General features: G+C 66.8%; 21 protein-coding genes and 1 tRNA gene. 4 read left to right on the top strand and 18 right to left on the bottom strand.

Features of this window, described 5'->3' with window-relative positions; translation table 11 throughout:
* Positions 1-81: 81 nt before the first annotated feature.
* From ilvA to GcLGCM259_RS03040, 3 genes are all read right to left on the bottom strand, one after another.
* Positions 82-1,353, bottom strand: a complete 1,272-nt coding sequence (gene ilvA / locus GcLGCM259_RS03050) for a threonine ammonia-lyase (RefSeq protein ID WP_138173596.1) — start codon at positions 1,351-1,353, stop codon at positions 82-84.
* The gene (locus GcLGCM259_RS03045) at positions 1,350-2,639 is read right to left on the bottom strand and encodes an AI-2E family transporter (protein ID WP_246049728.1); all 1,290 of its coding nucleotides are present in this window, start codon (positions 2,637-2,639) and stop codon (positions 1,350-1,352) included. The genes ilvA and GcLGCM259_RS03045 overlap by 4 nt, the downstream gene beginning before the upstream one ends.
* Positions 2,640-2,796: 157 nt before the next feature.
* The gene (locus tag GcLGCM259_RS03040) at positions 2,797-3,609 is read right to left on the bottom strand and encodes a Bax inhibitor-1/YccA family protein (protein WP_138173592.1); all 813 of its coding nucleotides are present in this window, start codon (positions 3,607-3,609) and stop codon (positions 2,797-2,799) included.
* A gap of 414 nt (positions 3,610-4,023) precedes the next feature.
* On the opposite strand from GcLGCM259_RS03040, the gene GcLGCM259_RS03035 reads away from it, so the two are divergent.
* Both GcLGCM259_RS03035 and GcLGCM259_RS03030 read left to right on the top strand, forming a co-directional pair.
* Positions 4,024-4,221 (top strand): hypothetical protein, encoded by a 198-nt coding sequence (locus GcLGCM259_RS03035; RefSeq protein ID WP_175419304.1) that lies wholly within the window; start codon positions 4,024-4,026, stop codon positions 4,219-4,221.
* On the top strand, positions 4,206-4,583 hold the full coding sequence (locus GcLGCM259_RS03030) for a hypothetical protein (protein ID WP_138925721.1): 378 nt from the start codon (positions 4,206-4,208) through the stop codon (positions 4,581-4,583). The genes GcLGCM259_RS03035 and GcLGCM259_RS03030 overlap by 16 nt, the downstream gene beginning before the upstream one ends.
* 442 nt (positions 4,584-5,025) lie before the next feature.
* On the opposite strand, the gene GcLGCM259_RS03025 is transcribed toward GcLGCM259_RS03030, so the two are convergent.
* Positions 5,026-5,310: a hypothetical protein gene (locus GcLGCM259_RS03025; RefSeq protein WP_138925720.1), complete on the bottom strand. Its 285-nt coding sequence runs from the start codon at positions 5,308-5,310 to the stop codon at positions 5,026-5,028.
* A 165-nt stretch (positions 5,311-5,475) separates the two neighbouring features.
* On the opposite strand from GcLGCM259_RS03025, the gene GcLGCM259_RS03020 reads away from it, so the two are divergent.
* Complete coding sequence (locus tag GcLGCM259_RS03020) at positions 5,476-6,012, top strand: hypothetical protein (protein WP_138925719.1); 537 nt, start codon at positions 5,476-5,478, stop codon at positions 6,010-6,012.
* A 702-nt stretch (positions 6,013-6,714) separates the two neighbouring features.
* Here GcLGCM259_RS03020 and GcLGCM259_RS03015 read toward each other — a convergent pair.
* The 9 genes from GcLGCM259_RS03015 to GcLGCM259_RS02975 form a co-directional block, all read right to left on the bottom strand.
* Entirely contained in the window at positions 6,715-7,152 is a 438-nt protein-coding gene (locus tag GcLGCM259_RS03015; RefSeq protein ID WP_138925718.1) for a hypothetical protein, read from the bottom strand.
* A 5-nt stretch (positions 7,153-7,157) separates the two neighbouring features.
* A tRNA-Leu gene (locus GcLGCM259_RS03010) sits at positions 7,158-7,242 on the bottom strand.
* A 139-nt stretch (positions 7,243-7,381) separates the two neighbouring features.
* Positions 7,382-8,749 (bottom strand): NAD(P)/FAD-dependent oxidoreductase, encoded by a 1,368-nt coding sequence (locus GcLGCM259_RS03005; RefSeq protein WP_138925717.1) that lies wholly within the window; start codon positions 8,747-8,749, stop codon positions 7,382-7,384.
* Between the two features lie 258 nt (positions 8,750-9,007).
* Positions 9,008-10,510, bottom strand: coding sequence for a S8 family serine peptidase (locus GcLGCM259_RS03000; protein ID WP_425459788.1), 1,503 nt, complete (start codon positions 10,508-10,510; stop codon positions 9,008-9,010).
* Between the two features lie 114 nt (positions 10,511-10,624).
* Positions 10,625-11,581, bottom strand: a complete 957-nt coding sequence (locus tag GcLGCM259_RS02995) for a Ppx/GppA phosphatase family protein (protein ID WP_138925716.1) — start codon at positions 11,579-11,581, stop codon at positions 10,625-10,627.
* Positions 11,581-12,267, bottom strand: a complete 687-nt coding sequence (locus tag GcLGCM259_RS02990) for a DUF501 domain-containing protein (protein ID WP_138173584.1) — start codon at positions 12,265-12,267, stop codon at positions 11,581-11,583. Before GcLGCM259_RS02990 ends, GcLGCM259_RS02995 begins: the two co-directional genes overlap by 1 nt.
* Positions 12,268-12,377: 110 nt before the next feature.
* Entirely contained in the window at positions 12,378-13,268 is an 891-nt protein-coding gene (locus tag GcLGCM259_RS15680; RefSeq protein WP_138927151.1) for an FtsB family cell division protein, read from the bottom strand.
* A 134-nt stretch (positions 13,269-13,402) separates the two neighbouring features.
* The gene (gene eno / locus GcLGCM259_RS02980) at positions 13,403-14,683 is read right to left on the bottom strand and encodes a phosphopyruvate hydratase (RefSeq protein WP_138173582.1); all 1,281 of its coding nucleotides are present in this window, start codon (positions 14,681-14,683) and stop codon (positions 13,403-13,405) included.
* 91 nt (positions 14,684-14,774) lie between these two features.
* Complete coding sequence (locus tag GcLGCM259_RS02975; RefSeq protein ID WP_246049727.1) at positions 14,775-15,458, bottom strand: MazG nucleotide pyrophosphohydrolase domain-containing protein; 684 nt, start codon at positions 15,456-15,458, stop codon at positions 14,775-14,777.
* Between the two features lie 197 nt (positions 15,459-15,655).
* On the opposite strand from GcLGCM259_RS02975, the gene GcLGCM259_RS02970 reads away from it, so the two are divergent.
* The gene (locus GcLGCM259_RS02970) at positions 15,656-17,149 is read left to right on the top strand and encodes an aldehyde dehydrogenase family protein (protein ID WP_138925714.1); all 1,494 of its coding nucleotides are present in this window, start codon (positions 15,656-15,658) and stop codon (positions 17,147-17,149) included.
* A gap of 69 nt (positions 17,150-17,218) precedes the next feature.
* On the opposite strand, the gene GcLGCM259_RS02965 is transcribed toward GcLGCM259_RS02970, so the two are convergent.
* From GcLGCM259_RS02965 to GcLGCM259_RS02945, 5 genes are all read right to left on the bottom strand, one after another.
* Positions 17,219-17,947, bottom strand: coding sequence for a class I SAM-dependent methyltransferase (locus tag GcLGCM259_RS02965; RefSeq protein WP_138925713.1), 729 nt, complete (start codon positions 17,945-17,947; stop codon positions 17,219-17,221).
* 121 nt (positions 17,948-18,068) lie between these two features.
* On the bottom strand, positions 18,069-19,283 hold the full coding sequence (locus GcLGCM259_RS02960) for an adenosine deaminase (protein WP_138925712.1): 1,215 nt from the start codon (positions 19,281-19,283) through the stop codon (positions 18,069-18,071).
* A 91-nt stretch (positions 19,284-19,374) separates the two neighbouring features.
* Positions 19,375-20,064 (bottom strand): DedA family protein, encoded by a 690-nt coding sequence (locus tag GcLGCM259_RS02955; protein WP_138925711.1) that lies wholly within the window; start codon positions 20,062-20,064, stop codon positions 19,375-19,377.
* Positions 20,065-20,405: 341 nt separating this feature from the next.
* Complete coding sequence (locus tag GcLGCM259_RS02950; protein WP_138173572.1) at positions 20,406-21,719, bottom strand: thymidine phosphorylase; 1,314 nt, start codon at positions 21,717-21,719, stop codon at positions 20,406-20,408.
* Positions 21,700-22,284 (bottom strand): cytidine deaminase, encoded by a 585-nt coding sequence (locus GcLGCM259_RS02945; RefSeq protein WP_342773583.1) that lies wholly within the window; start codon positions 22,282-22,284, stop codon positions 21,700-21,702. Before GcLGCM259_RS02945 ends, GcLGCM259_RS02950 begins: the two co-directional genes overlap by 20 nt.

Raw genomic sequence — 22,284 nt, 5'->3', positions numbered from 1 at the left:
TGCCTGCGCTTCGGCGCGGGCCCGGGGGTGCGGTCTTTGAGCCGGCTTGCCGCTGTGGCAAGCTCCGGCGTCCGGGCGTGGCTAGGCCACCGAGCCGCCGGCCGAACTGGTTATCACCGGTTCGAAGCCCTCGGCGCGCAGGTTGTTCAGCACCATCTCCGAGTGCTCGTGGCCGCGGGTTTCCATGTCGATGGTGATTGCCACGTCCCCCATGGACAGCGCCCCGCCGATGCGGGTGTGGTCCAGCCGGGTGACGTTCGCATCGGATTCGGCGATGATCCGCGAGATGCTGGCCAGCGCGCCGGGGCGGTCGGGCAGCATCATCCGGATGGTCAGGTAGCGGCCACCGGCGGCCAGGCCGCGCTGGATCACCTTGAGCATCAGCAGCGGGTCGATGTTTCCCCCGGAGAGGATCACCGCGCAGTTCTTTGATTCAATGCCGTGCTTGGCCAGCAGGTTTTCCATCAGCGCCGCCACCCCGACCGCGCCGGCCGGCTCCACCACCAGCTTGTTGCGCTCCAGCAGCACCACCAGCGCCTGGGCCAGCGCATCCTCGGAGACGGTGACCACGTCATCGACCAGCGCCTTGACGATTTGGAAGGGCAGCTGCCCGGGGCGGCCCACCGCGATGCCGTCGGCGATGGTGTGCACCGTGTCCAGCGGCACCAGCGCGTCGGCGGCCAGCGAGGGAGGGTAGGCGGCCGCATTCTCCGCCTGCACCCCGATCACCTTGATCTGCCGGCCCAGCTGGCGTGCCTTTTCCTTCAGCGCCACCGCCACCCCGGCCAGCAGCCCGCCGCCGCCCACGCCCATCAGCACGGTGTCCACCTCCGGCAGCTGCTCCAGCAGCTCCAGCCCAATGGTCCCCTGCCCGGCGATGATGTCGGGGTGGTCGAAGGGGTGCACGAATACCGCCCCGGTCTCATCGGCGTAGCGCTGCGCCTCGGCCAGCGCCTCATCCACGGTGGTGCCGTGCAGCACCACATCGGCCCCGTGGTCGCGGGTGGCGGTCAGCTTGGGCAGCGCCACCCCCACCGGCATGTAGATTCGCGCCTTGATGCCCAGGTGGCTGGCGGCCTGGGCCACCCCCTGGGCGTGATTGCCGGCCGAGGCCGCCACCACGCCGCGCGCCTTCTCGGCGTCGCTGAGCTTGCTCATGCGCACATACGCCCCACGCACCTTGAAGGAGCCGGCGCGCTGCATGTTCTCGCACTTGAGGTAGACCTCCGAGCCGACCTGGCGGGAAAGCATCCGGGAGTGTTCCACCGGGGTCAGCGAAATGATCGGGGCCAGCACCTTGCGGGCGGCCTCGATGTCCTCCAGGGTGACGGGTAGCTGTTGCACTGTACTCACGGTTGGTCCTCGTTCGGTTCGGGTTCATTCCGTTCCCCGGGCGGCGGCTGCACGGCCGGGACGGGGGCTGCGGTGTCTGAAGAGCCGATGCCTGCGGTGGGTTCACGTTCGGGTTCCGTCGGCCGGGGTGCGGGTTGCTGCGGCCCGTAGTGTTCGGTCACGAACGGGTCGTGTTCCCAGGACCGGTGGGCGATGTACTTGACCATCGAGTTCAGCACCGCCATCAGCGGCACCGCGAACAGCGCCCCGGGGATCTGCGCCACCATGGTGCCTCCGGCCACGGCCATCACCACGGCCAGCGGGTGCAGGCTCACGGCCTTGCCCATGATCAGCGGCTGCAGGATGTTGGACTCGGCCTGCTGCACCGCCAGCACCACGGCCAGCATGATCAGCGCGTTCACCCAGCCGTTGGCCACCAGGGCCAGCAGCACCGCGACGGCGCCGGTGAACAGCGCGCCGAGAATCGGGATGAACGAGCCCAGGAACACCAGCACGCCCAGCGGCAGGGCCAGCGGAACTCCCAGGAAGAAGGCCCCGAAGCCGATGCCGACCGCGTCAATGAACGCCACCAGCACCTGGACCCGCACGTAGCGGATCATCGAGTTCCACCCGCGGGTCGCCGCCCCGTCCATAGCCGGGCGGGCCCGGCGCGGCAGCAGGTTGATCATGAACGTGCCGATCTTGCGCCCGTCCAACAGCAGGAAGATCAGCGCGAAGATCGCCAGCAGGATCCCGGTCAGGATCTGGCCCAGCACCGATCCCCAGCTCAGCGCCTCGCTCAGGATGTTTGAGGCGTTCGAACGCAGCTGCAGCAGCGCGTCGTTGACCACATTGGCCAGGTCGTCGTTGCTCAGCTGCAGCGGCCCGTTGAACAGCCAGTCCTGCACCTGGTAGATGCCGATGACGGCCTGATTCCACAGGGCGCTGAACCCGGTGCTCAGCCGCTGGCCGACCATCGTCAGCCCGGCGGTGATCACCGCCAGGAAGCCGATCACGGTGATGCCCACCGCCAGCCCCCGCGGCACGGCCAGACGGCCGTGCATGAACTCAACCAACGGCCCGAGCAGGCCAGTGAGCAGCGCGGCGACCATCAACGGGATCAGCAGCAGCGAAATCTTCGACAGCAGCCAGATGACCACGCCGACGGCGAGCACCACGACCAGGAACCGCCACGCCCAGGACGCGGCGATGCGCATGCCGTAGGGCAGGTCCTCACCATCACGGAAGGCCGCCGGTCCCGGCGCCAATTCCTCAATGGCGGAGGTAGGAGCGGACGGTGGAGCCACCCTCAAACGGCGCGCCCACGAAAACATCCTGCTCTTCATGGCTCTAAGCTACCCTTTCGTTTCACGGCTTCCGTGGTCTATGAACCGATTGTGACAAAAAACCGGAAGCGGTATCCAAATCTGATACCGCTTCCGGTTTGAGCGCTCAATATGATTATTACTGCTCGCGCAGGATAGACAGAATGCGCAGGATCTCCACGTACATCCAGATGAGGGTCATGGTCAGCCCGAACGCACCGCGCCAGGCCATGATGGCCGGGGCGCCGCGGTTGGACAGGTCCTCGATCATGGTGAAGTCCGAGACCAGGGCGTAGGTCGCCAGCAGAACCGCCAGCACGCCAATGGCCAGGCCCAGCATGCCGCCGCCGGCGCTGCGCAGGCCGAACATTCCATCAACCGCGCCGGTGAGCATCAGCACGAAGTTCAGCAGCGAGAAGACCAGCATGCCGATCATCGCGACGAAGAACATCTTGTTCAGCTTCGGGGTCATCCGGTACTTGCCCGAACGGTACAGCGCCAGGGTGGTGGCGGCCACGGCAATGGAGGCGACCAGCGCCTGCACGGCCACGCCCGGGTAGAGCGAGTTCAGGGCCTGCGAGAGACCACCCAGGAACAGACCCTCTGCCAGCGCGTAGGCCAGGATCAGCGGCGGGGAGGGCATCTTCTTGAAGGCGTTGACAAGGCCGAGAACCAGCCCGACGATCGCGCCAACAAGCATCAGGGCCGGGAACATCCAGCCGATGCCAGCACCCACGGCCACCAGGGCCAGGGTCAGGATGGTCTTGTTAATGACATCGCCGATGGTCATCCGGCCGGTATCGGCACCGGTGGCCGATGGCTGGCGGTACATGTCCTCCAGCTGGCTGGCGCTCATCTGCGGAGCGTTCTGGAAGCCCACAGGATTCTGGGACTGCTTGGTGCCCCAGGCCTGGGCCTGGTTCTTGGAGTCGAAGATCGGGTTTCCGTTCAAGGTCTTTTCCCCTCAATTAGGTCAAGTCGCGAAGCGTCGGCGAGGATGCCTCGTTGCTACTTAACGACAGTTGCTTTAAGACTACGTCAGTTCGTGTTCCCGGCGCTCATTCCTACGGATGAGATCACCATCGGAACCCCGAAATGGCAGTTCACTTGCAGGTGCCACATAATGGATTCACAGGCTCACGCGTTCTCACCGGCTGGCTCGCAAATCCGCTGGCAGCGGCGTCGTGGTGGGTGGATCACTTCCTCGTGCCGCGCGGTTGCCAGCCGCCGGTCGGCAGGGACCCGTGAGCAGCTGGTACGTCATTGGTTGGAGGGTTCCTTGTCTCGTCGCGTCAAGCGCATCGCAGGAAACACCGCCGTCCTTGCGTCGCTGACCGCGATCCTCCTGCTATTGATAACAAGCGCCATGTCCGACGAATTCCTGCGCAACGATCCCGCGCTCACCGCCGAGGCGAACGCCGGGACCCCCATTGTCCCCACACGCAACACCGCCGCGGCTTCGGCCCCCGCATCGGCGGTGCCACAGACCGCGAGCGAGCTGGAGCGAGCTCGTTCCCGGGCGCTGGCCGAGGGACGGCCCGAGGCCGCGTGGGACAAGCAGTGATTGCCTGGCAGGTCCCGCAGGCGGCGACGGATCCGCAACGCTGGGCGAACCGGATGGGCCGGCAGTGGCTCGAGGCTCACCGGGCCCGGTGCCCTGATGCGATCACCATCCCGCACTATTTCGTTGACTCCTGGTCCGCAGGTGAGCCTGGAACGCTGCGGATTCGTGTGGAGGACGCGGCGGTCTTTGCCGCGTGGCCGGGACCAGCGGCAAGTGCGATCCTTGAGGACATTGCGCGGGATTTCATGGAAAATCTGGCACCTGCCATCCCTGAGCTGAAGACCGTTGAGGTGGCCACCGGCAACGGTCAACACCGGGCCCACTATGACAGGACGACATGGGCCAAGGCGCAGGACATCTAGCCCACCGCCAACACAGCCCCGGCCGCGGAGGCTCGGGCTGTCGGCGCCCGGATGCCGGATCGAAGTACCTGACAGCGTGCACCGGCATGCTCCCGAACCTGCCACAGAAAACAACAACGCCGCTACCGCCCCGCGAAAACCGGAGATGTAGCGGCGTATCTTTTGGTGCCCCCAGTGGGACTCGAAGCCGTTCTTTTCCCGCATGGACGCGCCAGATCTGCGAAATCTAGCGGTTTTCACTAACGCTAATCAACCTCAAATAGCGCCAGATTTACGCAAAGTGTGCCCAAAACGTGCCCATGAAACCAGGTGGCAAGCTTGGGCTATTAATCGTGGCCGCAGTTCGATGAGCTGGGGGCAACTCGGCTGTTCGGCGTGATTGGCGCGACGAACGGCTCGGCCCCTAGGTTCAGCCATTTACCTAGGGGCCACGTTCTACCCGCTATCCCTCGTGAATCCTGCGAGTTGGACGACGCTTAGGCTTGTCCTCATGCGTTTCCAGGCCCCAGCCGTTACGGGCGTTTCCCTCGTCGTCACGATAAGAACTGTTCTGAGGATTGAGCGCGGAAAGTTCCCGCGAGATGGAAAGGAGCGCCGCAACCTTGGCTACTTCGATTCGCTGATCGACAGTCAGATGATCGACGTCATCAATTGCCCCAGACTTGGAGCCTTTCGCGGCCCCGATTGCCTTGGTCAAGGCGTCCCAAGCTGTTGGGTAATCGGACATGTTACTTCCTTACGTGCTAAACGGAATCGCGGAATTGCGATTCACTTTCAATCTTGGCCTACTACGCCGACAAGTTGAATGTCGCTACTACTCGATACACTCAAATATGTTGCCCCGACTTGGTTCTGGCTTGTCGGGGCGACACAAGATCTTTCAAGGGGACCTATGAAGAAAACACTTGCCGCCGCTGCTGTGCTGGCCGCTCTCGCGCTCACCGGATGCTCTACGGGCAATAATCAGTCCACCGAGGCCGCGCCAAGCGCCACAGCTGCGTCCAGCGCCCCCGCCACCGTTGCACCTGCCACGTTCTCGGCAGCGGATATTGCTAAAGCGAAGCAGGAAGCCATAGATTCAGGTCGCCCAGAAAATGCGTGGGATAAAAACTGCATCGCGTGGGAATGGCCCGAAGCCGATTCTAAAGGTCAAGAATGGGCTAACAAGCTTGGCAAGAAATGGCTAGATAACCGAGGTGCTGATTGCCCCGACGCTATCGTTTATCCGTTCTACGACATTACGTCGTTTGAGTCTGGCAAAGACGGATCACTGCTTGTTAGCTACTCCGGCAACCCTGAATGGGGTGGTGATGGTGAAATTGTAGCGGAAGAAATCTTGAATGATCTTTCCGACCTTGAATCGGCGCCAAGCTCGGTTGTAGTTCGGTACGAAAAAAACGGACTGGAAATGGTCGCCAAAGCCAAATGAACTTAAACGAAAAGATCGCCCCCAGCGTTAGCCAGGGGCGATTTTAGGTTAGCGGCGCATCGCGTTTAGGAACTTCTGCAACTGCGCAACGAACTGCGTCGAGGAATCCCCGCCATGTGGGTACGGGTTAGGGTAGACAGGGCCGATCTTTACACCCTGAGCCGCCCAGTTATAGAAGGTGGAAAGAGCATCTCGGAATGCGTTCCAAGTCATCTTGCCCGCGTCTCCGTCGAGTGCTCCCGTGTAGTAGGCGTGCTTGTCGGTATTCGGGTAACCGGTTACGTATCCCTAGGTGTCGTCCTTGAGCCACTTCTGCAAAGCCAGCTGCGAATGGTAGCCGAAGCTTCCGTCGCATTCGCGGGTGTACCACCCATGGTCTGCAAGTAGATGCTGCAGGGCGGCCTTGGTGTACTTTCCGTAACTGCCTTCTACTGCAAGAACGATCCATGATAGTAGTGTTCATGTTCGAAATCCTTAGTTCGCGAGAGTGTCGCGAATGAGTAGAGTTCTGCTGCTGCGCCCAACGCTCAAACGAAGCGGCCCGGACAGACCAACATGCAGGACAAGGGCAAGCCGCCCGGTGAAGCTGCGCAAGCTTCGACTGAGCCAACGCAACCTCCCGAGTAACCGAGCCATGAGATCCGGCCATGAGCTGCCCGATATTCCGGCAAGCACAAGGGGCCAACTGGCAACGGTCGCACATCACAGGGAACCGCCTGCCTGTCGGAATGCAGCAGCAGGGTCAAGCGAAGATGATTCTTGATTGCCCCAAGGGTCCGAGGTGTTCCAATGATCTGATGCAGGCCCAAAGACTTCGCCAGTATTGGAATCAAAGCTTTGTTCAGAATTGGTAGGTTCCTTAGTCCTTGCCTCTGCCTCTTCCTTGCCTCTACCTTCCAATGTCACGTGACGCTCACGTGAGGTTGGGTAATCAGTAGAGGTAATCACGTTAGTGTCACGTGACTTTGGCGATTCCTTAGCCTCGGCCTCTGCCTGCTCTTTGAGCTTGGCGCGGTGCTTGGCCTGAATCTCAGCATCCGCTTTCCTGCGGTTAGATGTGCCCAAATTGTGCCCAAAGACGGCATGAGAATAAAGCAAATGGCCGCTACTCCCCCGTAAATAAAGGGAAGTAACGGCCATTCATCTGGTGCCCCCAGTGGGACTCGAACCCACAAGCCTTGCGGCAGCTGATTTTAAGTCAGCCGTGTATGCCAATTCCACCATAGGGGCCAGCTTGAAAAATCCTACGCGATGTTTTCCCATTTTCTGAAATTTCGCCGGAACGGCAAGGATCGGTGGGCCGGCGCCTGTGGCGTCGGCCCACCGTCGGGTCAATCATCGCTTGATGCAGCCTTCTTCGGCCGGCAGGCTACTTCTTCGGCTTGGCCGACTCCTCGAAGGCCTTGCGCGGATTCTGCATGTTGTTCAGCTGCAGCGAATCGCGGTTGAAGAACAGGGCAACCATCCAGTCGCCGAGCACGCGGAACTTGCGCTCGAAGGTCGGCATGGCCATGCCGTGGTAGCCGCGGTGCGCCATCCAGGCCAGCCAGCCGCGCAGCTTGATCGACTTGATGCGGGCCACGCCCTTGTTGCGGCCGAAACCGGCAACGGCACCCAGGTTCTTGTGCTTGTACTCCTTGATGGTGCCCACGCCGTAGCGGGCGGCGTACAGGTTCTTGGCCAACAGCTTGGCCTGGCGCACGGCGTGCTGTGCGTTGGGCACGCAGGTGCCGTCGGGCAGCCCGCCGGTCACATCCGGCACGGCCGAGACGTCGCCGGCCGCCCAGGCGCCCTCCACCGGGTCGCCGTTGGCGTCCTTGATGCGCAGGTCGGTGCGGGTCTCGATGCGGCCGCGCTGTTCGATCTCGAAGTCGGTGGAGCGAACCATCGGGTTGGCCATCACGCCGGCGCACCAGATCAGGGTGTCGGCGTCGAATTCGCCGGCCGGGGACTTGTCGCCCATGTTGATCAGCTTCAGGGTGCCATCGGTGGCGTCGGCCAGCGAGGTGTTCAGCAGCACCTCGATGCCGCGGCTGCGCAGGTGCTCGACAACCCAGACGGCCTGGTCCTCGGTGACCTCGGGCATGATGCGGCCCATGGCCTCGATCAGCACGAAGCGGGCTTCGTCCTGGCCGATGCGGTCGTTCAGGGAGATGGCGTAGCGGGCCATGTCCTCGATTTCGGTGATCGTCTCGATGCCGGCGAAGCCGCCGCCGACGACCACGAAGGTCAGCGCACGCTTGCGCTCGGCCGGGTCGGTCATGTTGGAGGCCGATTCAATGCGCTCGGAAACCTGGTTGCGCAGCGCAGTGGCTTCCTCGATGGTCTTCAGCCCGATGCCCTCTTCGGCCAGGCCCGGGATGGGGAAGGTACGGGTGACCGAACCGGCGCTCATCACCACGTCGGTGTATTCCAGTTCGAAGCTTTCGCCGTTGACCGGGTCGATGACGGCCTTCTTGCTGGCGTGGTCGATGCTGGTGACCCGACCGTTGATCAGTTCCGAGTCCTTCAGGTGCTGGCGGTGCGAGACCACGATGTGGCGTGGTTCGATGCCGCCGCCGGCCACCTCGGGCAGGAACGGAAGGTAAGTCATGTAGGGGTTGGGGTCCACCACGGTCACGATGCCGCCGTGGGCCTTGACCTTCTTCTGGAGCTTCTTCGCGACGTACAGACCGACATAGCCGCCGCCGACAACGAGAATGCGTGGACGCTTCTGGGAGCTTTCGATGATTGACATATGGCCGATTCTACGCGGAAAAACCAGGTTAGTGAAAACATTCACTAACCATTGGGAGGGAGATTGGCCACCCGGTGTTGTGACCGGTTCGCCCTTGGCGGTCCAGTCCCGGGCAGGGCCCGGCGGCGGGCCCGGATCCAACTTCACTGATTAGGGGCGACCCTGCTGTCCAGGACCGCGGAAACAGCAACGGGGGCAGCGCACCGGTCTCCCGGATCGCTGCCCCCGTCCGCAAAGCCCGTCCGGGCTGCCGCAAGGCTATTCAGGCACGTCGTCAAACAGGTCCCGGCTGCCCGGGGCCCGGCCAACCTTCAGGTCGCTCAGTGCCGCGTCGTCGATCTGCTTCGAGCGCTGGTAGCGCCGGTTGGCCGCGGCCGCCTGCCAGCCGCCCAGGCCCAGGGCCAGCACCAGCAGCACCCCCACGCCGATCACGAGCGCCGGCTGCAGCAGCGGCGCCTCCTGCGGCGGGACGACCGGCCGCGGGGCGGCGACCTGCTTCAGGTCGGACTTCTCCATGGAGATGCCCGGTTCCCTGGTGTCCTGCGCTCCGGCGTCGGTGTCCCGGCGGTGCACGTGGATCCATTCGGCGATGGTGCCCAGCGGGTTCGTGCTGGTCTCGGCGACGTCGGCGGTCAGGGCCGCCTTCGCGTCCATGATCCCGTAGCCGTAGAGGTTGTCCACCCCGGGGGCGCCGGCGTCCTTGGCGGTCTTCAGGATCCGGTTGATGACCTGTGGGGCCTTCATCTGCGGGTACTTGGAGCGGATCAACGCCACCACGCCGGAGACGATCGGCGCGGCGCCGGAGGTGCCGGACCAGCGGGCATAGTCACCGCCGGGCATGCCGCCGACCAGCGGCTCGGCCGGGGCGGCCACCCCGATCGAGATGCCCTCGGTGGAGGAGTCCTTCGAGGCCTTGCCCGACTCGTCGACCCCGGCCACGGTCAGCACCCCGGGGATGGTGGCCGGCGCGCCGACCTGGCTCATCCCGCCGGAACGGTTCCCGGCTGCGGCCACGACCACCACGTCGTGGTCCTCGGCGTACTTGAACGCCGAATCCCAGCTTTCGGGCCAGGCCGGGCTGGTGGAGCCCAGGGACATGTTGATGACCTTCGCCCCGTTGTCCACGGCCCAGCGCACCGCGCGCGGGATCTGTTCCTCGACCGGGATCCCGGCCGGGTTCTGCCCGCCCATCCACAGCGAGACGGACATCAGCTCTGCGGCCGGGGCCACCCCCAGCACGCCGTCCGGCCCGCCGGAGGGCTTGGGCACGGTCTCGTACTCCGGTTCCTCCGGAACGTCCTCGTCTTCCTCTTCCGCGTGCTTCTTGGCCTTCTCCCACGCGGTCTTCAGCTTCTCGTTCTCGGCCTTGACCCGGTCGATCTCGGCCTTGTTGTTCCCGCGTCCAGCCAGCAGGGTGGCCACCAGGGTGCCGTGCTCGCTGCGCGCCCCAATCGGGGTGTTGCCGGTCGGTCCGCCGGATCCGGAGACGTCGGTGCCGCCGGTGACGGCCCCGCGCAGGTCGGGGTGTGAGGTGTCGATGCCGGTGTCGATCACCGCGACCTTCACCCCCTGGCCCTTGGCGTCCTTGTGGGCATCCTTGATGCCCAGCGAGTCTAGCCAGTACTCGGCCTCGCGGATGCTGTCGGCGTGGGCGCTGGGTGCCAGCAGCAGGTTGCCGCCCACCCCCAGCACGAGTGCCAGGCTCATGGCCAGCAGCGTGCCAAGGGTGCGGGTGATCCGGGGCTCGGTGCGTGCGAACACGGTTTCCTCCTAGTCCCCGGGCCGCCGGCCGGCTGGCCGTGACACATGATCGGGTGCGGGTGTGTGGTGGGTGGGTCTCAAGGGTGGCTCCGAGGCCAAGGTGGCCCCTGGGGCCTAGGCGGTGTGCAGGGCGGCCACCGAGGCGGCAATGCCATCGAGGATATCGTGTTCCGAGGCGGTGATCCGCTCAACCCGGCCGCTGGTGGCCCGGTGCACGTGGGAAAGGATGCGCTCCACGATCAGCGCTCCGGCCTGGATCACGTCCACGCGCCCGGGGTGCATGAAGCCCAGCGCCGCACGCTGGGCCCGGTTCATGCCCAGGATCGCGCCGGTCGCCTCACGCATCTGGCAGAAGTCCAGCTGCGCGCCGTGGATGCGCCGCGAGTCGTAGTGCTCCAGCCCCAGCGCCTGGGCGGTCAGCGTGGTGATGGTCCCGGCGACCCCGACCAGCCCGGTCAGCTGGGACAGGTCCAGGGATTCGAGCACGCGCAGCTGGTCGTCGATGAAGTCCGCCGCCTGGCTGCGGGCATCCAGTCCACCCAGCCCGTCGGAGAAGAAGCGTTCGGTGACCCGCACGCAGCCCATGTCCAGGCTCACCGCGGTGCGCGGGGTGCGTCCGGCGCCGATCACGAACTCGGTGGATCCCCCACCCAGGTCGATGACCATCCGCTCCCCGGCCGCATCGGCCGGCAGCACGCCGGTCGCCCCGGCGAAGGACAACGCCGCTTCCTCCTGGCCGCTGATCACCTCGGGGCGCACCGAAAGGATCTGCTCGATGGTGTCCAGGAACTCCTCGCGGTTGGCCACGTCGCGGGTGGCGGAGGTGGCCACGAAGCGGGTGTGCGCCACCTGGTGCTGCTCGATCAGCGCGGCGTAGTCGCGCACCGCTGCGTAGGTGCGTTCCAGGGCCTCGGGGGCGAACCGCCCGGTGGCGTCCACGCCCTGGCCCAGGCGCACGATCTGCATGCGCCGCTCGACGTCGGCCAGCTGCACGCCGTCGGCGCCTTGGCTGGCCTCGGCGATCAGCAGCCTGATGGAATTGGTGCCGCAGTCGATCCCGGCTACCCGCATTAGCTCTCCTCCCCTGCCGCCTGGCGTTCGGCCCGCTTGCGGGCACGCTCGGCGCGTTTGACTTCCGGATCCACCGCCTGGGTCTTCACGTGCCGGGAGCGGTCCCGGCTGGGGGCCGGGCCCTTCGTGTCCCAGGCCCCGGTGCAGTAGCACACGTCCTTGGTCCACCATTCGGCGATCCCGGCCAGCGCCTCGTCGCCCAGCGGGTTGACCCCTTCCCCGGCGGCCAGGGAATGGCCGACCAGCACGTGCAGGCACTTCACGCGGGTGGGCATGCCCCCGGCCGAGACCCCGGCGATCTCCGGAACCTCACCGGTGCCCGAACGCCGACCAATCGCGTCCCGGTTGGCCAGGTAGGATTCGTGGGCTTCGCGGTAGGCGGCGGCCAGCTGCGGGTCCTGCCCGAGCCGTTCGTTCATCTGGTTCATCACCCCGGCGGCCTCCAGGCGGGAAACGGCCGAGGTGACCACCGGGTGGGTCAGGTAGTAGGTAGTGGGGAACGGGATGCCGGAGGACAGCCGCGGGGCGGTGGTGGCCACCAGCGGGTTGCCGCATACGCAGCGCGCCCCGATCTCCACCACGTCGCGCACCGGGCGGTTCAGCTGCCGGCTGAGGGTTTCCAGGTCCTTCTCGCTGGGGGTGCGCCCGGCGGCGTCCAGGGCCTCATGAATTCGCTGGTTGCTCACGTCTCACTGCTCTTCCGCTTGCGTCGTAGGTCTTGGGTCCGCAACAAAGGGGACTTCGGGTCATTCGGGGCCGGTGGCGGCGGGCCGGTGCGGGGCCGGGACCGGTTTGGTCAGTCGGTGGCCGAACGGCGCACCGAGTCCAGCAGGGCGTCGACCCAGGGCAGTTCCTGGCGCACCTCATAGGTGCTGCCGTTGGCCTGTTCGTCCTCCTGCGCGGAGGGCCGTTCACCGACCACCATGTACACCCGCTCACCGGGCATCACCAAGTTTATCCGGTCGCGGGCCTGCTGCTTGATGTACAGCGGGTCGTCCCAGCGGGCGATCTCCTCTTTCAGCGCGTCGCGTTCGGCCTCCATGGCGGTGATCGAAGCGCGCAGCTCGTTGATCTCCTGCATCTGGGCGCGGTAGTGGTTCACCGTGGGCACCAGCATCACCGCGAAGAAGGCGAGCACCACCAGCAGGGCGGCGACGCGTCCGGAGAAGCGGTGCGCGGCCACCGGCTCCCCGCCGGGTTCGGCCGGCTGGGTGGGGGGCTGGGCCTCGGCGGGGTTGCGGCGCACCGCGGCGGAGAACTTGACCCGGTCCACCCGGCGGCGCTGGGACTGCTTCTGCTTGGCCCGCTCCAGCCGCGGGGAGCGCGCGCTCTTGCCCGGGGCCGGGGCGGCTTCCGGGTCGGGGGCGCGGCGGCGCCCGGCCGGGCGGGGCCGGGGGCTGGGCACCACGTTGATCGCGTCGGTGGGCAGTTCGGTGGGCGGGGCGCAGCGCTGCTCGGGATCCAGCGGGACCACCTTGGCGCTGGTGGCACGGGGTGCGGTGTGCCCCGCGGCGTGCGGCCCGCTGGCGGAGGGGCGGGCCGCGGCGGGGCGGGCCGCGGTGGGGCGTGGCCCCTGCCGGTGCTCCGTCGTCGACCCGCTGCCGGGGTGCGCCGCACCGGTGCCCGCGTCCCGGGCGTCTGGTTCGCCGTTCCCCTCGGGTCGCTTGGGGGTCGGTCGACGAGGCATTCGTGGTGGTCGCTGAGCCATGCTCCCCCATTCTTTGGTCTGTGGCCGGCGGTACCGTGCGGCGGTACGCGTCGTTAAACGACGAAGCCCGCCGGCAGGTTCCTACCGACGAGCTTAATCGCTATCACTGGCAATTAGCTGTTGAAACGCGGGAAGGCGCTGGCGCCGGCGTAGATAGCTGCATCACCGAGGTCCTCCTCGATGCGCAGCAGCTGGTTGTACTTGGCCACGCGCTCGGAGCGGGCCGGGGCGCCGGTCTTGATCTGCCCGGCGTTGGTGGCCACGCAGATCTCGGCGATGGTCACGTCCTCGGTCTCTCCCGAACGGTGCGAGGTGATGGTGGTGTAGCCGGCACGCTGGGCCATGGTGATCGCATCCAGGGTTTCGGTCAGCGAACCGATCTGATTGACCTTGACCAGCAGCGAGTTGGCGATGTCCTTCTCGATGCCCTCGGCCAGGCGCTGCGGGTTGGTGACGAACAGGTCATCGCCCACCAGCTGCACCTTCTCCCCGATCGCGTCGGTCAGGGTCTTCCAGCCCTCCCAGTCGTTCTCATCCAGCGGGTCCTCGATGGAGACCAGCGGGAAGTCGGCGACCAGCTGGGCGTAGTAGTCGCTCATCTGCTGGGCCGAACGCTGCTGGCCCTCAAACTGGTAGGAGCCGTTCTCGAAGAACTCGGAGGAGGCCACGTCCAGCGCCAGGGCGATGTCCTGGCCCGGGGTGTAGCCGGCCCGCTGGATCGCCTCGGTGATCAGCTCCAGGGCGGCACGGTTGCTGGGCAGGTTCGGGGCGAAGCCGCCCTCGTCGCCCAGGCCGGTGGACAGGCCCTTTTCCTTCAGCACGGACTTGAGGTTGTGGTAGACCTCAACACCCCAGCGCAGGGCCTCGGAGAAGGTCTCGGCGCCGATCGGGGCGATCATGAACTCCTGGATGTCCACGTCGGAGTCGGCGTGCGAACCGCCGTTGAGGATGTTCATCAGCGGCACCGGCAGCACGTGGGCGTTCGGGCCGCCCAGGTACTTGAACAGCGGAAGGTTGGCGCTGGTGGCGGCGGCGGTGGCCACGGCCAGTGAGACGCCCAGGATGGCGTTGGCGCCCAGCTTGGACTTGTTGCTGGTGCCGTCCAGGTCGATCATGGCCTGGTCGATGGCACGCTGGTCGGTGGCATCCATGCCTTCCAGTTCCCCGGCGATCTCTTCGATCACTGCCTCAACGGCACCGAGCACGCCCTTGCCCTGGTAGCGCTTCTTGTCTCCGTCGCGGCGCTCCGCGGCCTCGAACTGCCCGGTGGAGGCGCCCGAGGGAACAGCCGCGCGGCCGTGGGAGCCGTCGGTGAGCAGGACTTCGACCTCAACGGTCGGGTTGCCGCGGGAATCAAGGATTTCACGCGCGTGGATGGCGTCAATCAATGCCATGAGTTTGGACTCCTTGTATAAAGGGGTGGTCGAGGGGCAAGTCAATCCAGCGGTCCAGATTGACCGTTGGCACCGTTGCCTGGTTCCTAGCCTAGCGCTTACCCGGGGTTTCCGGCGACGATGTGTCATCACCGGGCTGGGCATAGCGGGCCGTCAGCGCGTCGCGCAGCACCGCCTCCGCGTCCAGGCCCAGTTCGCTGGCCCGGGCGGTGAGACCCATCAGGGCCGCGGCCAGCTGCTGCTCGTCGTTCACCGCCGCAGCCAGCGCTCCCCCGCCCTGGTGCTCGGGCGCCACCGGCCGCCCGGCGCGGGCCTGGCGGGAAAGCAGCTTCTGGGACAGGGTCAGGGCCGGCAGCCCGGCCGGCAGCCCGGCCCGGGGCCGGCGCCCGCGCTGTTCCTCCGCCTTGGCCGCATCCCAGGTCTCGATGATGGTGGCCACATCCTGGGTGATGTCCCCGCGCAGCTGCCCGTGCTCGTCGAAGATGTGCCGGTTGCGGCGCAGCATCTTCTGGCGCAGCCCGTTGGCCACGTCGTCGAAGCCGAACTGTCCGGCCTCGCTGGCGATCTGGGCGTGCAGCACGATCTGCAGCAGCAGGTCCCCCAGTTCGTCGCGCAGCTCCTGCGGGTTGCCGGCGCCGATCGCGTCGATCACCTCATAGGCCTCCTCCACCAGGTAGGTGCGCAGCGACTGGTGGGTCAGCGCCCGCGTCCAGGCGCAGTGGGTGCGCAGGATCCCGATGGTCTCCAGCAGTTGCTCGGTCTCGGTTTCAGCCATGAAAACCATGCTAATCCCCGCAACCCGCGCTGCTGGTCCCACCCGGTGGCCTACGCTGGGGGGTGATGGGCGTCGCAGCGAGCACGCTGGGCGTCCTCCCCGGTCCCGGAACGCGCGTAGCGCCCCCGTGCCGCTGCACGGGGGCAATGCCCTGCCGGGACCCGCCCACCATCCGGGAACCTGCGAAAGGACCTGCCATGACCGAGCCGCACACCCTCACCAGCCCCCAGTTTCTCGATCAGCTGCCCAGTGAACTGTTCATCGGCGGGCAGTGGCGCGAAGGCACCTCCCAGCGCACGCTGCGCACCACCAACCCCTTTGACGACACCCTGCTGGCCGAGATCCGGCAGGCCTCCACGGCCGATGTGGATGCGGCCTACCAGGCGGCCGCCGACGCCCAGCCGGGCTGGGCCAGCCTGCCTCCGGCCAAGCGCAGCGCCGTGCTGGGCAAGGCGGCGGACTACCTGCAGGAGCACTTCGAGCAGGTGCTGCAGCTGCTGGTCGCCGAATCCGGCTCCAGCCACCTGAAGGCGAACATCGAACTGTCCGGCACGATCGCCGCGATCCGGGAGGCGGCCACCTTCCCCACCCGCGTGCACGGCAAGATCCTGCCCTCCAACGCCCCGGGCAAGGAAAACCGCGTCTACCGCGAACCGGTCGGGGTGGTGGCGGTAATCAGCCCCTGGAATTTCCCGCTGCTGCTTTCGGCGCGCTCGGTGGCCCCGGCCCTGGCGCTGGGCAACACGGTGGTGCTCAAGCCGGCCTCGGACACCCCGTTGACCGGTGCCCTGGTGTTGGCCAAGGCGTTTGAGACCGCCGGGCTGGCGGCCGGGGCGCTGAACACCGTGATCGGTTCCGGCTCGGAGATCGGGGATCATGTGGTCACCCACCCCACCCCCTCCCTGGTCTCCTTCACCGGCTCCACCCCGGTGGGCCAGAACGTGGGCAAGCTGGCGATCGCCGGCGAGCGCATGAAGCGGGTCTCGCTGGAACTGGGCGGCAACGCCCCGTTCGTGGTGCTCTCCGACGCGGACCTGGACCAGGCGGTGAAGGCCGCGGCGCTGGGCAAGTTCCTGCACCAGGGCCAGATCTGCATGGCGATCAACCGGATCATTGTCGAGGACGCCGTCTACGATGAGTTCGTCGAACGCTTCGCCGCCCAGGTCAAGGAACTGAAGTACGGGGACGCGGCCGACCCGGCCACCCTGGTCGGGCCGATCATCAACGACTCGCAGCTGGCCGGCCTGCGCGGCAAGATCGACACCGCCCGGGAGCAGGGCGCCCGGCCGGTGGTGGCCGGCCCGATCACCGGGCGGGTCATCGCCCCACACGTCTTCGCGGAGGTGACCTCGGATATGGAACTGTTCCGCGAGGAGATCTTCGGGCCGGTGGTCGGCATTACCCGGGCGGCGGATGAGGCCGAGGCGCTGCGCCTGGCCAACGACACCGAGTTCGGGCTCTCCTCGGCCGTGTTCACCAGCGACATCGAGCGCGGGGTGCGTTTTGCCCGCGGCATCAAGGCCGGGATGACGCACATCAACGACATCACCGCCAACGATGAACCGCACGTGATGTTCGGCGGGGAGAAGAACTCCGGGCTGGGGCGCTTCAACGGCGAGTGGGCGATCGAGGAGTTCACCACCGACCACTGGATTGGCGTGCAGGGCACCGCCAAGAAGTACCCGTTCTAGCGTTCCAGTAAACACCAGCACTCCGGGGCGGCACCTTCAGCTAAGGTGCCGCCGTCAGTGCGTTGTTGCCTAGTTCCACGCCCGCGCCTCGAACACCATGATCGGCTCGTGTCCCCGGAAGGGCGTGCGCCGCCAGGTGCCCCATACCGCGCTGACCTTGAACCCCGCCGCGTGCAGCTGCCGTGCCAGGGTGGACCGGTCGCGGAAGGTCAGCAGCGTTTCCTGCCCGATCCTCTCCCCGGTGGCCAGAAAGTGGTTGTCGAATCGCAGCAGGACCCGCCCTTGGCCTTGTTCGGTGACAGTGCACCGTTCCGCCAGCGGTCCGTGCGGGGTGTGCCTGATTTCGGGTTCCTCCTGTCCCCAGGTTTCCCAGGCCCGCGCCGCGGGGTTCCGGGATTCGAAGGCCAGCACCGCCCCGGCAGCCGCCCGGACGCGCAGGTCCGACAGGGTCCGCTGCCACTGTGGATCGGCAATGTGCTGGGCAACGTTGCCCGTCATCACCATGAGGTCGTAGGGTCCATCCGGCAGCAGTCGGCTGTCACCGTGGACCCAGCGCACCGCCTGGGCGCCGGGACGGCGGCGGGCGTAGTCGAGCATCGCGGCGGAGGGGTCCACTCCGGTGACCTGCCGGCCCGGCCCGGCGAAGGTGACGGTCAGGATTCCGGTGCCGCACCCCAGATCCAGGATGCTGTTGGCCACATGACGTGCAGCCAGCTCCCGGTAGTAGTCATGATCCGGCCCGTCGGGATTGTCCGCGTCGTAGAGGTCGACGAGCCGGGCCGCGTATTGCTCCCCCATGCCTTTCACTGCTCCCCGCTGCCAAGCACGGCGGGCCGGCGCCGGGCAATCGCGTGGATTACCCGACACCGGCCCGCGGTGCGTGTTTCAGCCACCCGCGGTGGATGGCTGAGGTGGATGCTTAGTCCTCATCGTCCTCGTCGAAGTCGTCTTCGTCGTACTCATCGTCGAAGTCATCGTCCTCGTCGTCCAGCAGGTCCGCGTAGGCGTCGTTGATGTACTCGACCATCATCTCGCGCACCTCCAGCGGCACGAAGGCGGCCTCGGCGGCGTTCAGGGTCAGATCCAGCAGGTCTTCCAGGTCGTAGTCGAACGCCTCCACCAGCAGCTCGTACTCGTCCGAGAGCGTGGTGCCGCTCATCAGCCGGTTGTCCGGGGAGATGGTCACGTTGAACCCGGTCTGCACCAGCAGGTCGATCGGATGGTTCTCGATGCCCTGGCCAAATCCGGCGCTCGCCCCGGTCTGCAGGTTCGAGGACGGGCAGATTTCCAGCGGAATGCCGCGTTCACGCACCCAGTTGGCGACCTGGCCCAGCGAAACCAGGCCGGTGTCCTCCCCCACCTGCTCGCCTTCATCGTCCACCCCACCGAATTCGATGGTGATGTCCTCGGCGATGCGCACCCCGTGGCCCAGGCGCTGGGCGCGGCCGACCAGGATGGCCTCCTTGATGGAGTCGATCCCGGCCGCCTCACCGGCGTGCACGGTGGTGGGGAAGAAGTTCTCGGCCAGCAGGTCGAACGCCTCGGCCATGCGCGAGGGCGGGAAGCCCTCCTCGGCGCCGGCGATGTCGAAGCCGACCACCCCGTCGCCGCGGTGGCGCAGCGCCAGCTCGGCGATCTCCTTGCCGCGATCGGCGTGGCGCATTGCGGTGACCAGCTGGCCCACCTGGATCAGGTGGCCTTCCTCGGTCAGCCGCTCCACGGCCTCGTCCAGGCCCGCCTGCACCGCCTCCACGGCCTCGTCCAGGCTCAGCCCCTTGGCCAGGTGCTGTTCCGGCGCCCAGCGCACCTCACCGTAGATGACCCCGTCGGCGACCAGGTCCTCCACGAACTCGCTGGCCACCCGCTTGAGGGCGCCCTTGGTCTGCATCACCGCGATGGTGTGCTCAAAGGTTTCCAGGTAGCGCGGCAGCGACCCGGAGTCGGCGGACTCACGGAACCATTCGCCCAGTGATTCGGCGTCGTCCGCGGGCAGGGTGTGGCCCACCTCGGCTGCCAGTTCGATGATGGTCTGCGGGCGCAGCCCACCGTCCAGGTGGTCGTGCAGGGAGATTTTGGGCAGATCGCGGAAGTCGAATTCGGGATCATAGGCAAGATGAATCAGTTCTTCAGTCACAGTGTCGAGCCTAGCCGCATTTGGGCCGGACAGATAGCCACCACGGCTGAAGAAAAGGACACATCTTGGGGGCGGTTATTGGTGCTGCGGGTTAATTCGCGTCCAGCTCACCGGGCGGGACGGTTTCACGGGCTTTTCCCTCCGCGCCGCCGCGCTCGGCCTGCAGCCGCCGCAGTCGCTTGCGGTGCACCGCCTCCAGGATCTTGTTCACGATCCGGTCGATGATGAACCCCAGCACCAGGGCGATCGCCACCGAGAGCACCACGCCCAGCAGCTTGTTGTCAGACAGCCAGTTTCCGGCGACCGCGCCGATCCCCACCGAGTAGCCGCCCCAGGTGATGCACCCGATGACGTCGAAGAACGTGAAACGCTGGTAGGAGTAGCCGGTCGCCCCGGCGGTCAGGTTCACCGCCACGCGCCCCAGCGGGATGTAGCGGGCGGTGAAGATCAGCAGCGCACCGGAGGTTTCCAGTTTGCGGGCCGCGAAGTCCAGCACCTTCTTGGCCCGGCCCGAGCGCATCCACGCGAACTGCCGGTAGCCGATGCTGCGTCCAATCCGGAAGGTGATCTGGTCGCCGATGATGGCGCCGGCCACCCCGATCAAAAAAATCAGCAGCAGGTTGGGGCTGCCGCTGCCGAAGCCGACCGCGGCCAGCGACACCAGGAAGGTTTCCGAGGGAACGACCGGGAACACGCCGTCGATCAGGCAGAAGGCAAACAGCAACGGCAAAACCCACCAGGCGCTGGCGGCCTGCATGATTGCCTCATTGACCATTTCCATGGGTGCGTACGTCGCTTCCTCGCTGCCCGGAGCCGTCCCCCGGGCTTCTGCCTTCCATTGTCTCCCACCGGGCCGGGCACGCACACCCCCGAAAGTGATGATCTGCGCCGGTCCGGTCTCCACCCGTGGGTTGAGGCCGTTGCGCCAGGAGAATCCCTCTTTGGCACAACGAACCGCGCCGGGCAGAAGTTCCGCCGCACCAGCGGATTGACCGGCACTGCGCACCTGCACCAGGGCAAGGCCGTGGACCGATCCGGCGCGGCATACGCCACGGGCCGCCGGCTCCCACCGGTGGTGGAGGCAGGCGGCCCGTGTCCGTGCAGCGGCTGGGTTTCACGCCGCTAGCTGGCGGTGATGCGCTCGATGATCAGCCGGGTGTCGGCCCGGTCGGATTCGGCCCCGAGCACCAGGGAGCGTTCCACCAGCGCGGCGGCGCGCTCGATCTTTTGGGGGGTGTCGGTCAGCAGGGTGGCGATCGGCTGTCCGCGGCGCACCAGCGCCCCGGGCTTGACGTGCAGCTGCACCCCGGCCCCGGCCTGCACCGCATCCTCCTTGCGGGCCCGCCCGGCGCCCAGCGTCCAGGCGGCCAGGCCGATGTCCATCGCGTCCAGGCGCAGCACGCTGCCCTCGGCCGGGGCGTAGATCGTGTGCGATTCCTTCGCCTGCGGCAGCGGCGCGTCCGGGTCCCCGCCCTGGGCGGAAATCATGGCCCGCCACTTGTCCATCGCCCGCCCGTCGTTCAGCGCCGCGCGCACGTCCACATCGCGCACCCCGGCCCCGGCCAGCATTTCCTCGGCCAGGGCCACGGTCAGCTCAACCACGTCCTGCGGGCCGCCGCCGGCCAGGACCTGCACCGATTCGGCGACCTCGATCGCGTTGCCGGCGCTCAGCCCCAGCGGGGTGTCCATGTTGGTCAGCAGCGCCACGGTGTTCACCGACGCGTCCGCGCCCAGGTTGACCATGGTGGTGGCCAGTTCGCGCGCGCTGGCCTCGTCCTTCATGAACGCCCCGGAGCCGACCTTCACATCCAGCACCAGGGTGCCGGTGCCCTCGGCGATCTTCTTGCTCATGATGGAGGAGGCGATCAGCGGGATGGCCTCCACGGTGCCGGTGACATCGCGCAGCGCATAGAGCTTCTTGTCCGCCGGCGCCAGCCCCGCCCCGGCCGCGCAGATCACGGCGCCGACCTCGGATAGCTGGGCGAACATCTGCTCATTGCTCAGGTTGGCCCGCCATCCGGGAATGGACTCGAGCTTGTCCAGGGTGCCTCCGGTGTGCCCCAGCCCGCGGCCGGACAGCTGCGGGACCGCCACCCCGAACACCGCCACCAGGGGCGCCAGCGGCAGGGTGATCTTGTCCCCCACCCCGCCGGTGGAGTGCTTGTCGGTGGTCGCCAGGCGCCGCCCGGAGGCGTCGGTGAGCGTGGAGAAGTCCATGCGCTGTCCGGAGTTGATCATCGCGGTGGTCCAGCGCGCGATTTCCGCCCGGTCCATCCCGTTCAGGAAGATCGCCATGTTCAGCGCCGCCATCTGCTCCTCGGCGATCACCCCGCGGGTGTAGGCGTCGATGGTCCAGTCGATCATCTGCGGGCTCAGCCGCCCGCCGTCGCGTTTGGTGCGGATCACCTCAACCGCGTCAAAGGCCTCCATTGCCATCTTGCTCCTCCTCCTGCTGCGCGCTCTGCCGCGCAGGCGTCTCAGGTAGTGTCCGCGCCCCGGCTCGTGCCGGGCCCGGCCCGGCGGGTTCGCGGTGTCCGGTGCGTTCCAGGTTCTGCGGCCCGAACGCGTCGGGCAGCAGTTCGTCGATGCTGCACACCCCGCGGGCGGTCTTGATCCGCAGCGGGTTGCCGCGGTGCTCGTAGAGCAGCTGCCGGCAGCGCCCGCACGGGGTGATCAGCTCCGCCTGCCCGCCGACGGGGCGGCCCAGGCACAGGAAGTGGGCCAGGGTTCCGCCGCCGGTGGCGAACAGCTGGCCGAGCATCGAGCATTCGGCGCACAGGGTCACCCCGTAGGCCGCGTTTTCGATGTTGCACCCGGAGACCAGGCGCCCGTCGCTGCTCAGGGCCGCGGCCCCGACCTGGAAATTGGAGTACGGCACATAGGCGTTGTCCAGGGCCGCGGTGGCCGCGGCGTGCAGCCGCGACCAGATCCGCTCTTCCTGCCCGCCCTCGGGCACCGGGATCTGCGCAGGATCTTCCTGCGCGCGGGGCTGTGACGGCAC

It is taken from the genome of Glutamicibacter creatinolyticus (assembly GCF_006094275.1).
In the GTDB taxonomy this organism is placed as follows: domain Bacteria; phylum Actinomycetota; class Actinomycetes; order Actinomycetales; family Micrococcaceae; genus Glutamicibacter; species Glutamicibacter creatinolyticus.
Note: the sequence above shows the minus strand (reverse complement) of the source record. Positions and strands in the feature narration are given on the sequence as shown.

Coding starts and splice junctions, on each gene's coding strand:
- GcLGCM259_RS03035 (WP_175419304.1), top strand. CDS start 4,024: ATGTCCGACGAATTCCTGCGCAACGATCCCGCGCTCACCGCCGAGGCG.
- GcLGCM259_RS03025 (WP_138925720.1), bottom strand. CDS start 5,310: ATGTCCGATTACCCAACAGCTTGGGACGCCTTGACCAAGGCAATCGGG.
- GcLGCM259_RS03020 (WP_138925719.1), top strand. CDS start 5,476: ATGAAGAAAACACTTGCCGCCGCTGCTGTGCTGGCCGCTCTCGCGCTC.
- GcLGCM259_RS03015 (WP_138925718.1), bottom strand. CDS start 7,152: ATGGCCGTTACTTCCCTTTATTTACGGGGGAGTAGCGGCCATTTGCTT.
- GcLGCM259_RS03005 (WP_138925717.1), bottom strand. CDS start 8,749: ATGTCAATCATCGAAAGCTCCCAGAAGCGTCCACGCATTCTCGTTGTC.
- GcLGCM259_RS02995 (WP_138925716.1), bottom strand. CDS start 11,581: ATGCGGGTAGCCGGGATCGACTGCGGCACCAATTCCATCAGGCTGCTG.
- GcLGCM259_RS15680 (WP_138927151.1), bottom strand. CDS start 13,268: ATGCCTCGTCGACCGACCCCCAAGCGACCCGAGGGGAACGGCGAACCA.
- eno (WP_138173582.1), bottom strand. CDS start 14,683: ATGGCATTGATTGACGCCATCCACGCGCGTGAAATCCTTGATTCCCGC.
- GcLGCM259_RS02975 (WP_246049727.1), bottom strand. CDS start 15,458: ATGGCTGAAACCGAGACCGAGCAACTGCTGGAGACCATCGGGATCCTG.
- GcLGCM259_RS02970 (WP_138925714.1), top strand. CDS start 15,656: ATGACCGAGCCGCACACCCTCACCAGCCCCCAGTTTCTCGATCAGCTG.
- GcLGCM259_RS02965 (WP_138925713.1), bottom strand. CDS start 17,947: ATGGGGGAGCAATACGCGGCCCGGCTCGTCGACCTCTACGACGCGGAC.
- GcLGCM259_RS02955 (WP_138925711.1), bottom strand. CDS start 20,064: ATGGAAATGGTCAATGAGGCAATCATGCAGGCCGCCAGCGCCTGGTGG.
- GcLGCM259_RS02950 (WP_138173572.1), bottom strand. CDS start 21,719: ATGGCAATGGAGGCCTTTGACGCGGTTGAGGTGATCCGCACCAAACGC.